At 38.0% G+C, this 13,874-nt stretch carries 13 protein-coding genes; all 13 read right to left on the reverse strand.

All coding sequences use genetic code 11. The features are described from left to right. Window positions 1-3: 3 nt before the first annotated feature. The 13 genes from ACFX4G_RS01050 to mraY all read right to left on the reverse strand — a co-directional run bounded on the left by ACFX4G_RS01050 (window position 4) and on the right by mraY (window position 13,836). Window positions 4-687: a YggS family pyridoxal phosphate-dependent enzyme gene (locus ACFX4G_RS01050; protein WP_097824527.1), complete on the reverse strand. Its 684-nt coding sequence runs from the start codon at window positions 685-687 to the stop codon at window positions 4-6. A 7-nt stretch (window positions 688-694) separates the two neighbouring features. Beyond that, a complete protein-coding gene (pgeF, locus tag ACFX4G_RS01055; protein WP_097824528.1) occupies window positions 695-1,516 on the reverse strand; it encodes a peptidoglycan editing factor PgeF in 822 nt (273 codons plus the stop codon). Between the two features lie 74 nt (window positions 1,517-1,590). After that, window positions 1,591-1,845, reverse strand: a complete 255-nt coding sequence (locus ACFX4G_RS01060; protein ID WP_013058951.1) for a YlmC/YmxH family sporulation protein — start codon at window positions 1,843-1,845, stop codon at window positions 1,591-1,593. A gap of 348 nt (window positions 1,846-2,193) precedes the next feature. Further along, entirely contained in the window at window positions 2,194-2,973 is a 780-nt protein-coding gene (gene sigG / locus ACFX4G_RS01065) for an RNA polymerase sporulation sigma factor SigG (protein WP_013058952.1), read from the reverse strand. Window positions 2,974-3,121: 148 nt separating this feature from the next. Further along, window positions 3,122-3,841: an RNA polymerase sporulation sigma factor SigE gene (gene sigE / locus ACFX4G_RS01070; protein ID WP_013058953.1), complete on the reverse strand. Its 720-nt coding sequence runs from the start codon at window positions 3,839-3,841 to the stop codon at window positions 3,122-3,124. A 30-nt stretch (window positions 3,842-3,871) separates the two neighbouring features. Then, window positions 3,872-4,795, reverse strand: coding sequence for a sigma-E processing peptidase SpoIIGA (gene spoIIGA / locus ACFX4G_RS01075; RefSeq protein WP_013084851.1), 924 nt, complete (start codon window positions 4,793-4,795; stop codon window positions 3,872-3,874). Window positions 4,796-5,071: 276 nt separating this feature from the next. After that, window positions 5,072-6,229, reverse strand: a complete 1,158-nt coding sequence (gene ftsZ / locus ACFX4G_RS01080; RefSeq protein ID WP_013058955.1) for a cell division protein FtsZ — start codon at window positions 6,227-6,229, stop codon at window positions 5,072-5,074. Between the two features lie 41 nt (window positions 6,230-6,270). Further along, entirely contained in the window at window positions 6,271-7,566 is a 1,296-nt protein-coding gene (gene ftsA / locus ACFX4G_RS01085) for a cell division protein FtsA (RefSeq protein WP_013058956.1), read from the reverse strand. A gap of 425 nt (window positions 7,567-7,991) precedes the next feature. Beyond that, window positions 7,992-8,750, reverse strand: coding sequence for a cell division protein FtsQ/DivIB (locus ACFX4G_RS01090; RefSeq protein ID WP_016765445.1), 759 nt, complete (start codon window positions 8,748-8,750; stop codon window positions 7,992-7,994). A gap of 153 nt (window positions 8,751-8,903) precedes the next feature. Continuing rightward, window positions 8,904-9,809, reverse strand: coding sequence for a UDP-N-acetylmuramate dehydrogenase (murB, locus tag ACFX4G_RS01095; protein ID WP_013058958.1), 906 nt, complete (start codon window positions 9,807-9,809; stop codon window positions 8,904-8,906). A 540-nt stretch (window positions 9,810-10,349) separates the two neighbouring features. Beyond that, window positions 10,350-11,450 carry a stage V sporulation protein E gene (gene spoVE, locus ACFX4G_RS01100; protein ID WP_013058959.1) on the reverse strand — a complete coding sequence of 367 codons (1,101 nt, stop codon included), beginning with the start codon at window positions 11,448-11,450 and terminating at the stop codon, window positions 10,350-10,352. Window positions 11,451-11,511: 61 nt separating this feature from the next. Continuing rightward, window positions 11,512-12,861: a UDP-N-acetylmuramoyl-L-alanine--D-glutamate ligase gene (murD, locus tag ACFX4G_RS01105; RefSeq protein ID WP_377572626.1), complete on the reverse strand. Its 1,350-nt coding sequence runs from the start codon at window positions 12,859-12,861 to the stop codon at window positions 11,512-11,514. Continuing rightward, window positions 12,862-13,836 (reverse strand): phospho-N-acetylmuramoyl-pentapeptide-transferase, encoded by a 975-nt coding sequence (gene mraY / locus ACFX4G_RS01110; protein WP_013058961.1) that lies wholly within the window; start codon window positions 13,834-13,836, stop codon window positions 12,862-12,864. Between the last annotated feature and the right edge of the window lie 38 nt (window positions 13,837-13,874).

A 13,874-nucleotide genomic window follows, 5' to 3' on the forward strand; every position in this document is an offset into this window, starting at 1 on the left:
TCCTTAACGTTCATTCCCAACTAACGTGGTTCCTAGTCGAATGAATGTTGCTCCTTCTTCAATTGCAATTGCATAATCGTTTGACATTCCCATTGATAGCTCTGTACACGGTGCATATGGCAAGTTTAGTTCTTGTATGCGACTCTGCAATTTTTTTAGACCTTGAAAACAGCTGCGAAGCGTAGACTCGTCATCTGTGTGAGGAGCCATGGTCATCAATCCGACCACTTGAATATTTGTAAATTCTTCAAGGGATTTAATAAATGGAATTACGTCTTCTACAGCAAGGCCATGCTTGGATTGTTCTTCGGCAACATTAACTTGTACAAAACATTTTATACGATGCCCTGCGCGTTTATCAATTTCTTTTGCTAAAGATACTCGGTCTAGTGAATGAATATAGTCAACTTTATCAATCACATTTTTTACTTTTCTTGTTTGTAAGCTTCCGATAAAATGCCAGGTCGCTTTCTCACCGATTGATTCATACTTTTCTAGAAGACCTTCATCCCTGTTTTCTCCAAGATGTAAAATGCCTGCATCCACTGCTTCTGCTGCTCGTTTTGTGGAAACGTATTTTGTTACAGCAATCAGCTCTACATCTTCTCGATTTCGATTAACTTTTTTACACGCTTCAGCAATTGTTTGTTGAACTGCTTCTAGATTTTCACTTACGCTAGCTGTCACTATGTAATTACTCCTCCTTAAAGCCTATGAAGTTAAACATGCGTCCTGTTTTCCCTTGGTCGCGGCGATGTGAGAAGAACAGGTCATCTTCACAGCTTGTACAATACGACGATGTTAAAATTCGTTCCGGCAATACGCCTGCGTTTTGAATCAGCAGCTTATTGACTTTTTTTAAATTAAGCGCGTATTGTCCAGGGCTTACTTCTTGATATCCATTTTGGCCAACTACTTCGTTTACTTGTGTAATGACGCGGTTATCGACAACATAACAGCAATCTTCAATCGAAGGGCCAATCGCCACGTAAATATCTTCAACCGGAACATTTTCTTGCTCTACCCAACGTCGAATCATATTTCCTGCAATATCTTTCACTGTTCCCTTCCACCCGGCATGAGCTAGACCAACTAAATGGTGATCAGGCGCATAGAAGTACAGCGGAACACAATCTGCATAACATAAAGCTAACAAAATATCAGATTCATTTGTATAAATGCCATCCGTTGCTTTTATGCCCTCTTCATACTTGTAGAGTCCTTTTGCACAGTCGGCTTTTGTTACTTTTTGAACAGTTGCTTCATGTACTTGTTCAGCACATACAAAGCTTTCAAAAGACATGTCTAGTTCGGCTGCTAAAATTTTTCTATTTGTAATAACATCTTCTACGTTATCGTTTACGTGAAGCCCTAGGTTAAAAGAAGCAAATGGAGGTTTACTCACGCCACCATTTTTTGTGGTGAAACCAGCAACAAGCATATCATTCTTTTCTACCCAAGGGCTCAGCCACATAAACGACTCGTGATGGCTTTTTTTTAATGGCTCAGGATTCATGTATGTGACACATCCCTTGTTTCATTTCTTCTCACATATTGTACCACAGATTGCTAGGTGCTGTTGACAAAAAACTAATTCTCTTCAGGCTGAAATGCGTCTTTATAACGTACTAAAATGACATCAGAACCAATTTTCACAATATTTTTCCACGGAATCACAATTTCATCATCTTTTCCAAAGAAGCCCAATACACGAGAGCCTCCGATAATGACGGCCTGTATTTTTCCCGTTGTTAAGTCAATATCAATATCCCCTACATTTCCAAGTTTTTTGCCATCAGCTACATTCACTACATCTTTCAGCTGGAATTCTGAAATCTTTAACATGCTCTCTCCTCCTATAGCCAACTTTATTCCTTAGCCTATATATATTTTCAAATTTTGATTTCATGAAGGAAAAGCTTATTTTTTCTCTGCCATTCTCGTTCTATAGGCATTTTGTCCACTAATTACACAGCTTTTCATCAAGAGACATTCTCAACGAGTAGCTAGAAGTCCTCACAGCAATAGGAAACCGGATATGAATATCTTTTGGTCATGTATTATACATTGATATATACAAAATAAGCACCGTGTCTGTTTTTATAGACACGATGCTTATTAAGTTGAACATCAAATAAAGTGAATGGTATTAATTGTATGAACGCGAGCAGCTGCCAGTTTAGATAGCTTTTGTTAACTTTGAATATTTTTATTCATCTGTTTAATAGCAGCTTTTTCTAAACGAGAAACCTGCGCTTGAGAAATACCAATTTCTTCAGCAACTTCCATCTGTGTTTTACCTTGAAAGAAGCGCTTTCGTAAAATTAGTTTTTCTCGCTCGTTCAATCTTCTCATACCTTCTTGCAAAGCAATTTCTTCAATCCAAGTTGAATCACGGTTGCGTTCATCGCTTAGCTGATCCATGACATAGATTGGGTCTCCACCATCATTGTAAATAGGTTCAAATAGAGAAACCGGATCTTGGATAGCATCTAAAGCAAACACAATTTCTTCATGCGGCACTTCTAGGACTTTTGAAATTTCCTCAGCTGTAGGTTCCTTGGATGTTTCACTCATAAGCCTTTCACGAACTTGAAGAGCTTTATAAGCAATATCACGAAGGGAACGAGAAACACGGATTGGATTATTGTCACGTAAATAGCGGCGAATTTCCCCTATAATCATTGGGACAGCATATGTAGAAAACTTCACGTTTTGACTTAAATCAAAATTGTCAATGGATTTCATTAATCCAATACATCCAACCTGAAATAAGTCATCAACAAATTCTCCACGATTGTTAAAACGTTGAATCACGCTGAGTACGAGACGTAAATTTCCGCTTACTAGCTTTTCTCTTGCTGTTCCATCTCCAGCCTGCATTTGTTTAAACAACTTTCGCATTTCTTCATTTTTTAATACGGGAAGTTTCGAAGTATCTACTCCACAAATTTCTACTTTATTTCTTGTCAACTCTTTCCCTCCTAACAGGAGATGATGTTCTGAATTCAGTATCTCCTCCGAAGGAAAAAATATGCACTTTTACAATTCTGACAATTCCACGCTAAAAAAGCTGATTGTATAGGATGCTTCTCAGCCCTTATACAATCAGCTTTTTTACTTAAACCATTTTATTAAATTCTTTTCGCAGCCGTTTAATAATTCGTTTTTCAAGCCTTGAAATATAAGACTGAGAAATGCCTAGCATATCAGCTACATCTTTTTGCGTTTTTTCTTCTCCGCCGGCTAGCCCAAAGCGCAGCTCCATAATTTGCTTTTCACGATCATTTAATTGGTGCAGTGCTTTCAACAAAAGTTTTCGATCTACATTGGCTTCTAGGTCTTTTGTGATGATATCTTCTTCGGTTCCCATCACGTCAGATAATAGCAGTTCGTTTCCATCCCAATCAATATTTAACGGCTCATCAAATGAAACTTCAGATCGAATTTTATTGTTGCGGCGCAAATACATTAAAATTTCATTTTCAATACAGCGAGAGGCGTACGTCGCTAGCTTAATTTTCTTTTCAGGATTAAATGTGTTTACTGCTTTAATTAAACCGATGGTGCCGATGCTAATTAAATCCTCAATATTGATTCCCGTATTTTCAAACTTGCGGGCAATATAAACAACCAGTCGCAAATTACGCTCAATCAACAGTGAACGTGCTGCTTCATCTCCTGATGGAAGTTTTTTCAGGAGTACTTCTTCTTCATCTTTTGTTAAAGGCGGTGGAAGAGCTTCACTTCCTCCTATATAGTACACTTCATCTGTTTTTAGCTTAAGTTTAATTAATAATTTGTACCACCATAATTGAAATCGAATTCGATATGTAGCCATTCTGTATCCTCCTTTATTTGTTCACACCTTTTACGATGCGGAACTTACTTCTCCAATAACAATGAGCTTCGGATGAACAATACATTCATATTGCTTCTCCACTGAAAGCGTTGTATGACTAATACCTACTAATACTTTAGTGACTTCAATCGTATTGGACTGATGCACCAGCCTTACCATATCTGGCTTTAGAGCAAGAAGCAGCTGATTGGCTTGGCCCACGCTTCGATAAGGGACAAAGCGGACTTTTGAATACCACTCTTGATCAATATCTTCGCTGTGTGAAAAGGATTGGACATTTTTGCTTAATTCCATTAAGCCTTCAGGCAATATTTCTTTTAAAGAATCTGCTGTAACAATCATAACCGGGGTTTTCGTCAGCGGATCTACAAGCTGGTTTCCACTATCAATAAGTCCTTTCATCGACAGAGTCTGTTCGTTTAAAATAACTTCCACATCTACCAGCTGATCAAATGTAATGTTTTTCATTCGCAAATCATCAACTCGTGCTTTTGAAAAATAAGATAATAGCGGAAAACCGATAAGAACAAATATCCAGCTAATAGGATCACCAAACTGTGGAGATTTTGTGTCAACCATTTGATTAAGAACAAGAAACTGATCTTGAAATAAAAAGTGAACGCCCATTAATCCTCCACCAACAACAAAGGTTGCAAAATAAAACGTTAATAAATTCTCAAAGAAAAAGCGCAGTCGTTTATAACCAAACGTCATCAATACCATAAAAAAAGAGAATAAAATTTTAATAGCAGGGTGAACCATAAGATGAGAAAAAGGCGTAAACATAAGAAGGACAATTAATGAACCGATAAAGCCGCCAAGCAAAAGCCGCCACCACTTGTAATTCCGTTTAAGTACAACTGCACATAACATTAGTAAAATCGTATCTAACCCAAAATTCAGCATCCATATTAAATCTAAATAGATTGGCAATGTTTATAACCTCTCCATTCTTTCTGAATTTTTCTGTTAAAAATTAGTATATAGTACATCCTATTAGAAAGTCTGTCAGTTCATGCCGAGAAACAAGCAGTATTTTTGAGGAAATCATTCGATATTTGTCACACCACTTTTAGAAAGAAAACATAAACCCTTTAAAGGCATCATATTGACCATGTCGAATGTTTTTTATATTCTTTTTGAGTTTTCTAGATTCATTGCATAAAAAAAGACCTCTGTATAAAACAGAGGTCTTGGTTTTTTATTTTCTTAGCGTCTACGATTACGGTTTCGTAAGAATGTTGGAATATCTAGCGCATCTTCAGACTGTGGCTGAGATGGACGCGTATATTCTTGCTGTACAGGTTCTTCACGCTTTACTTCACGCTTCGGCTGTGGAGCCGGCTGCTGCGTCGATTGCTGCATGCGATTCGCCGATAACGAAGGACGACCTGGTTTTGGCTGTGATAAATCTTGGTCACTAAAGCCAGTTGCAATAACTGTAACAACAATCTCGTCTTTTAGGTTTTCGTTAATAACAGATCCAAAGATCATGTTCACTTCTTGGTCAGAAGCCGAAGCAACGATATCTGCAGCTTCTTGTACTTCGTAAAGACTTAGGTTTGTACCGCCTGTGATGTTCATTAATACACCTTGAGCTCCATCGATAGATGTTTCAAGAAGTGGACTTGAAATAGCTTTTTTAGCCGCTTCAGCAGCGCGGTTTTCACCAGTTGCAATACCGATACCCATAAGTGCAGATCCTTTGTTAGACATAATTGTTTTCACGTCAGCGAAGTCTAAGTTAATTAATCCAGGAACTGCGATTAAATCTGAAATACCTTGCACACCTTGTCGCAATACGTTATCCGCTTCACGGAACGCTTCTAGCATTGGCGTGTTTTTATCAACGATTTCCAATAAGCGATCATTTGGAATAACAATCAGCGTGTCCACTGCTTCTTTCATTGACGCAATGCCGCCTGCCGCTTGAGTAGAACGCTTACGACCTTCGAACGTAAACGGACGAGTAACAACACCTACCGTTAGTGCTCCTAGCTCACGAGCAATTTGGGCAATGACTGGAGCTGCACCAGTTCCAGTTCCTCCACCCATACCAGCCGTTACGAAAACCATATCTGCACCTTTTAGGGCTTCTTGGATTTGTTCCTTACTTTCTTCGGCTGCTTTTTTACCAACCTCTGGATTAGCACCTGCACCTAATCCTCTTGTTAATTTAGCGCCGATTTGCATTTTTGTTTCAGCTTTTGATAAATTTAATGCTTGTGCATCTGTATTAACTGCAATAAATTCTACACCTTGGACGCCATGTTCAATCATTCGGTTAACCGCGTTGTTACCGCCGCCTCCGACACCGATTACTTTAATCGTCGCTAATTGGTCTACACTTGTATCAAACTCCAACATGATAGTTCCTCCTAATTCTTCGAAATTACCAATCCGTAACGTTAATCAAAGAAGTATCCAAAAAACTTCTTCATTAAATTTTGGTCATTTTTCTTTTTCGGCTGCTCAGCTGATTGTTGCGGCTGCTGTGGTTTCGGGCTAGGTTTGATCATTTCTTGCTCAATCGGCTCTTCTTCCACAACTGGCGCTCCAATTTCCCGGCCTTGTATTTTAGCATTTTTGTATGCAAATTTTATTAATCCTACGCCTGTTGTATAATGCGGCTCACGTACTCCAATATAATCAGGCACTGCTATGCGCACGTTATTCTTTAAAATCACTTGAGCTAGCTCAAGAATACCAGGCATCGCTACTACTCCGCCTGTTAAAACAAATCCTCCTGGAATATCTTTGTATCCTAGGCGATTTACCTCTTGCGTAATCATATCTAAAATCTCTTCTAGTCTAGCTTCAATAATATCAGAGATTTCGAGCTGATTAAACTGCTGATGCTGATCGCTTCCAATAATCGGTACACTAAATACTTCTTCTTCAGAAGCATGATCGTAGAAAGCATGTCCATGCTTTATCTTAATATTTTCCGCATCTTCAGTCGATGTGCGAAGGCCAATCGATAAATCCTTGGTAATGTGCTCTCCGCCAACAGCTAGTACATTTGTTACTTTCAAATGTCCTTGGTCAAAGATCGCAACCGTTGTTGAACCTCCACCGATATCTACCAGTGCGACACCTAAGTTTTTTTCATCACGAGATAATGCAATTGAACCAGCGGCTAGAGGCTGTAAACAAATATCACTGATTTCTAAACCAGCTCTTTCTACACAGCGTAATAAGTTATGTAAAACCGTTCTAGATCCCGTTATGATTGTGCCTTCCATTTCTAAACGTACCCCAATCATACCTCTAGGATCATTAATACCTTCTAAGCCATCTACAATAAATTGCTTTGGAATAACATCAATGATTTCACGATCTGGCGGGATAGACATGACTTGAGCAGCATCAATTACTCGATGAATATCTTCGTTTGTAATTTCACGATTCTCGCTTGACACGGCTACTACTCCGTGACAATCCTGTAAAAATACATGATTTCCGCTTATGCCCACTACAACCTTTTTAATTGTAATGCCTACCATTCGTTCAGCTTGTTCTACTGCTTTTCTAATAGATTGAACTGTTGCATCTATATCAACGATAGAACCTTTTTTTAGTCCGTGTGATTTAACATTCCCTACACCAATGATATTCAATGAATCGTTACTCATCTCTCCGATGATTACTTTCACACTGGATGTACCGATGTCTAAACTAACGTATATTTCATTGCTGTTCATTCTTTGGCACCTCCTTTTTCTTTCTGCACATGTCATCTTAATAAATTAAGAAGAACAACAATATTAATTTTTTATTATATGAAAATATTCAACAAATACATCTGTTTCCCTTTTGTAAAATCAATTTTTTTCAAGTTTTTCACAGACTTTATCTCTTTCAAAGAACAAAACGTTCTGGTTTTGACTTTTTTTTAGATTTAAGCCTAAAATTCACTGAAAAAAGCTATTTAACTACAAGTCTACACTAAGATGTACACTGAGAAAAGCGAAACTTACCTAGAACAAATATTACATTTCCATTTCACAGCAACGGAGAAGAAAATCATATGTATGCAGAATACTTGCATGTGATTATACAATGTACGAGGGCTAGTTTGCCAGTCTCAACTCATCTATTTCCTTTAATTAACACTTATAAAAAATAATTACTGCTTGCTCTTTTTATAAGGTTTAAATGCATATCCTTCTTCTAAATCAATAATACCTTTTTGATCATCACTTAATTTACTTGCAATAGCTGGGTAATGAACAATTTTATCAGAGAAGTTGCTAATTTTCCCGCTTACTTCACGCGTATCATTCATAAACACCTCGATGTGAAGAGGTTCTGATTTTGTCGGCGCGTAGTAAATCTCAGAAATAGCCCCTTTTATGCTCTTAGGCGTTTTAGCTAATTCTTGAACCATGCTTTGTATAGCGTCTCCGTCTTTCCAGTCAATTAGCAGTGGAGCGTCGGATGACACTTTCTTAGCACTTACTTCTTTTAGAACTTTTCCATTTTCATTCACAGGGAAATATTTATTCCCCGAGGTTACATATGCAATTCTTGCGTACTCTTTTACGTCGATTACGACCTTATTAGGAAATGTTTTGTGAATGACAGCTTCCTTTACCTCAGGGTTTTTTTCGACTTTTTCTTGAATTTGATCAGCATCAGCTTTCCAGTAGCTGGTTTTTTTGGACAGACCACTCGCTTTGACAATATCCTTATCACTTACATGTTTATTCCCTTGTACTTCAATGTTAGAAACATTACTCAGAGAAGATTGAGAATATACAATAAATAAAATAAGGATGAAAAAGAGTGATAAATACAAAATCAGCCGTCTATTTGCTTTTTGCTTTCGCTGTTCTTGCAGCTTCGGTACCCGATCTTCTAAAACAATTAACTTACCTTTTTCCATTTTTTTCACCCTTATCCATTTGAGAAAATAAACGAGGAATTACCATCTATTTATTTCCAATCTTTGCTTCATGAGAATATCCCCATTATAGCATAGAATAAACACATAAAAGCTACCTTTTCACGCATAACCATACAGCCACGGGCTGGGTAATTAGCGACCAATAATCTCAACTTCTGTATGAATATCAATATCGAATTTCTCTTTAATTGTTTTCTTAACATGAGCAATTAAATTCAGCACATCTGAAGCCGTTGCATCTCCTGTGTTGACAATGAAGTTCGCATGCTGTTCACTAATTTGCGCTCCGCCTACTGAAAAACCTTTTAAGTTGGACTTTTCAATTAAGTCTCCTGCATAATTTGGAAGCGGATTTCTAAAAATACTGCCTGCACAAGGGAAATTCCAAGGCTGTGTTTCACGGCGATAGTCTTTATTTTTCTGCATGACCGCCACAATATCATCTTTCGTTCCCTTTTTCAAACGCAGCACGGCTTCTACACATACTCCGGGACGGTCTTTTTGTAGAATTGAATGACGATACGAAAATTGAAGCTCTTCATTTGTCAGCCACTCAAGAGTGCCATCTTCAAATAAAATCAGCGCTTTTTCGACTACATGAGACATATCAGAACCATGGGCACCTGCATTCATATAAACAGCGCCTCCCACAGATCCAGGAATTCCACTTGAAAACTCCAGCCCAGACAGGCCTTGTTTTGTAATAACTGTTGCAAGCTTGATGCTAGGGTATCCCCCACCTACAGTAACCGTCTCTCCATCTACTGTTAAATCATCTAATCCGGCTCCGAGCTTAATGACCACACCTTCAATTCCCTTATCAGAAACAAGAAGATTAGATCCTCGACCAATCGCTCTCCATTTCACGCCGTGTTTTTTAATAATATCCATTGTAACTTTTAAGTGATCAACAGAATCAGGTTCTACAAGCACATCTGCTGGACCACCAATTTTCATTGTTGTATGTTTTGCTAGCGGTTCATTTTCACGAACCTTTCCAATATTCGCTTCGACTAACTCTTTTACTAACGCTTCCATAAGAACCTCCTAAAACCCTCTTTGCTGTTATAAAACTTTCATGTCAATGCGCCCTTACTTCTAATGCATAAGAATAATAAGAACAGATTCATAACTAAGCAGCAGCACCTTGTAAGATACCTTTTTTCTACCAAGGCACTCTATTCTGTTGTCAATTTCATCATTTTTATTTATCGTATGACATTCACCCATAGAATGTACGTTCATCTGCTATATAAAGTAATTTTGATTGTTTTTTTATCGTTTTTCATTTAGAAGTTAAACACATGCTGACAGTCATAAAAAAACGCTACGCTCATAAGTGCACATACGTTCACCTACTCACTAAGATAAAACATTTAACCTTACACATCATACCATAGTTGGACTCAAAATTGGTTATCACAACATTACATTTTAAAAACATTTCATACAAAAATATCATCTACCTGTAAAAAATCGAAAATAAACCGCCAACAAAATCCGGCGTGCACTTGGATTTAAGATGACGGTTTACTTCAGTAGACCATTGCCTACTTGACATTATACAATTTTTTTCAATTAATAGCGAGAATATCTACTAACATTTAACAAAACTCCAACTGCTGCCAGCATGAGCGTCAGCGATGATCCACCGTAACTTAAAAATGGAAGCGTAATTCCCGTAACAGGCATAAGACCTGTTACCACTCCTATATTAATCATGACTTGAATCGCAACCATTGAAATAATTCCTAAGGCTAAAAACGTTCCGTAAAGATCAGGAGCTCCGAGCGCTACTTTAATTCCTCTCCAAAGCAATAAGCTAAACAAAAGCAAAACAAGCGTTCCCCCGATGAAACCGAGCTCTTCTGCCAGAATAGCAAAAATAAAATCAGTTTGAGGCTCCGGCAAATAAAAGAACTTTTGTCTACTTTGCCCTAACCCTAATCCAAGCAATCCCCCTGGCCCAATTGCATAAAGAGATTGAATGATTTGAAACCCGCTTCCAAGCGGATCTTCCCAAGGATTTAAAAATGAAGTGATGCGTTTAATCCGATAAGGAGCCGATAAAACAAGCCCTACAAAACCGGCAACGCCAAGCAACCCAAGACCTGCAAAGTGACTTACTTTTGCTCCTGAAACAAAAATCATGACTAAACAAGTTCCAACAAGCACCGTTCCCGTTCCTAAATCCGGCTGCATCATAATAATGCCAAACGGTAAGAAAACCAGTAATAACGCCGGTAACATGCCTTTTCTAAAAGATGTAATTTTCTTCTGGTTTTCTGATAAATATTTCGCTAAAAATATAATCATAGCAAACTTCATAAATTCTGAAGGCTGAATCGAAAACGCTCCAACTCCTATCCAACTTTGCGACCCATTCCGTACTAGCCCTACTCCCGGAATCAATACAAGTACCAGCATAACAAAGCAAATGATTACAATTGGCTTCGCCCACGTACGCCACATCCAATAATCAATATTCATGATGACAAACATCGCGCATACTCCAAGCCCTGCAAATAAGAGCTGGCGTTTAGCAAAGAAAAAAGAATCATTAAACTTGTATGTAGCCCATACCGCACTTGCGCTGTATACCATGATAAGGCCGATGGTTAGCAAGGAAAGCGTAACGATTATGAGAAAAAAATCTGGGGTAGACCTTTTTGTCGACACTGTCACACACCTCTAAAAATAGATTAGGGCTAGTGTATTTTCTAGGTGTTTAGACAAGCCCTTATTTCAGTTTATGCACAGATTCAATAAAGATGTCACCACGTTCTTCAAAAGTTTTAAATTGATCCCAGCTTGCACAAGCAGGAGATAATAAAATAACATCTTCTTCATCTGAACAAGCATATGCTTCTGAAACTGCTTGTTTAACATTATCGACACGTTTTACAATTTGTATTCCCGCTTCTTTTGCTACGCGTTCAATTTTAGGAGCCGTTTCACCAAATGTAATCACAGCTTTCACATTTTTAAACTCTTCTTTTAAATCATCAAACTCATTGCCGCGATCGAGTCCACCTGCAAGTAGAATCGTCGGCTGCGAAAAAGCGGAAAGAGCTACTTTTGTAGCAAGCATATTCGTAGCTTTAGAGTCATTATAAAACTTACGTTTGTTGATTGTCGTGACATATTGAACGCGATGTTTAACACCAGCAAACGTTGTGAGCACGCGGTAGATAGCTTCATTTGAACAGCCGTACAGCTTCACAACGGATACAGCTGCTAAAATGTTTTCTTGATTATGTTTGCCTGGCAGCACCACATCTTTTAAGGACATCACTTCTTCATCTTTAAAGAAAATCGTTTCGTTTTTAATATACGCTCCTTCTGTCGTTTGAGCTGTAACAGAAAAAGGTACTTTTGTCGCTTTAACATCTGCACTAGCTTTCATCACTAGCTCATCATCCGCATTAATAACGGCAAAGTCTTCACTTGTTTGATTGTTAAAGAGATTTGCTTTCGCTTTGATATATTCCTCTTTTGTGCCATGATAGTCTAAGTGAGCATCAAACAAATTCAATAATAAAGAGATTCTCGGACGGAATTTTTCAATTCCCATCAGCTGAAAAGAAGAAAGCTCCGTTACAATTACATTGTCCTTTGTTGCTTTTTGCGCCACTTCACAAGCTACTGTTCCAATATTTCCAGCAATCAGCGGCTGCTTTTGATCTTCTTCTAACATTTTATAAATTAGCGTTGTTGTTGTTGTCTTCCCATTGCTTCCCGTAATTCCGATAAAAGGCGCTTCGCTAATTTCATAAGCCAATTCTACCTCTGTTAAAATCGGAATATTTCGCTTTAATGCTTCTTGCAATAGAACATTTGAATACGGAATCCCAGGGTTTTTTACAATAACATCCGCTTTGTCTAAAAGCTCAAGCGGATGATGTCCACTGACAACTTCAATGCCCGTTTTTTCTAATTCCTGTGCTGCTACGTTCTCTTCGTACGGTTTTTGATCATTAACGACTACTTTAGCACCAAGCTGTTTAACTAACTGAGCAGCTGCTAAACCGCTCTTGGCTAATCCTAAAATAAGTACTTGTTTACCTTGATACGTATTGACTGATTTCATTTAAATCCACACCTCGATATAAATTCCAAGCATTGCAAATAATAGTCCTACAGCCCAAAAAGTCATAACTACGCGCCATTCCGACCAGCCGCTTAGCTCGTAATGGTGATGAAGCGGGCTCATTTTAAACACACGTTTTCCTGTTGTTTTGAAAGATGCGACTTGAATAATAACAGATAGTGTTTCAATAACAAACACACCACCGATAATAACAAGCAAGAATTCCATTTTCATTAAGACAGCCACCGTAGCGATAGCTCCTCCTAGCGCTAAAGAACCCGTATCTCCCATAAATACTTTTGCAGGATGGGCATTAAAAACTAAAAATCCTAACACAGCTCCTACTACAGCAACTGAGAAAATAGATAGTTCAAACTGCTCTGCATTCCAAGCAAGAACTGCAAATGCACCAAAAGCAATCGCACTTGTACCAGATACAAGTCCGTCTAATCCATCCGTCAAGTTAACCGCGTTTGAAAAACCAACAAGCCAGATGATGAGGAAAACAACATAAAACCAACCTAAATCGATTGGGTCTTTAATTCCAGGAATCGTCACTTCAGTTGAAAACTCAAACTGTCTTGCAATAAAGTAAAAAATAATTGAAATGACAACCTGACCTAAAAACTTTTGTTTAGATGTTAATCCAAGGTTACGCTTTAACACTACTTTTATAAAATCATCTAAAAATCCTAATAAACCAAATCCGATTGTGACAAATAATAATAGAAACGTCTTATATGTAAGTTCTGCATACTGATTGACCATAATAAGAGTTGCCACAATAATAGATAATAAAATCATGATACCGCCCATTGTAGGTGTACCTGATTTTTTCTGGTGAGATTTCGGGCCTTCATCACGAATACTTTGACCAAACTTTAATCTTCTTAAGAAGGGAATAAAAATCGGCGACAATACAACCGTAATCAAAAAGGCTACGCCGATTGTCAATAAAATTGATTGTTCTAGCACGATGTTCCCTCCTTAACTTCCAACTCATTCCGACTCAT

It is taken from the genome of Priestia sp. YIM B13486, assembly GCF_042787865.1.
In the GTDB taxonomy this organism is placed as follows: domain Bacteria; phylum Bacillota; class Bacilli; order Bacillales; family Bacillaceae_H; genus Priestia; species Priestia megaterium.

Excerpts from the sequence above, each read along its gene's own strand:
- ftsA (WP_013058956.1), bottom strand. The coding sequence starts at position 7,566 with ATGAACAGCAATGAAATATACGTTAGTTTAGACATCGGTACATCCAGT.
- pgeF (WP_097824528.1), bottom strand. The coding sequence starts at position 1,516 with ATGAATCCTGAGCCATTAAAAAAAAGCCATCACGAGTCGTTTATGTGG.
- ftsZ (WP_013058955.1), bottom strand. The coding sequence starts at position 6,229 with ATGTTGGAGTTTGATACAAGTGTAGACCAATTAGCGACGATTAAAGTA.
- ACFX4G_RS01090 (WP_016765445.1), bottom strand. The coding sequence starts at position 8,750 with ATGGAAAAAGGTAAGTTAATTGTTTTAGAAGATCGGGTACCGAAGCTG.
- murD (WP_377572626.1), bottom strand. The coding sequence starts at position 12,861 with ATGAAATCAGTCAATACGTATCAAGGTAAACAAGTACTTATTTTAGGA.
- sigE (WP_013058953.1), bottom strand. The coding sequence starts at position 3,841 with ATGGCTACATATCGAATTCGATTTCAATTATGGTGGTACAAATTATTA.
- murB (WP_013058958.1), bottom strand. The coding sequence starts at position 9,809 with ATGGAAGCGTTAGTAAAAGAGTTAGTCGAAGCGAATATTGGAAAGGTT.
- ACFX4G_RS01060 (WP_013058951.1), bottom strand. The coding sequence starts at position 1,845 with ATGTTAAAGATTTCAGAATTCCAGCTGAAAGATGTAGTGAATGTAGCT.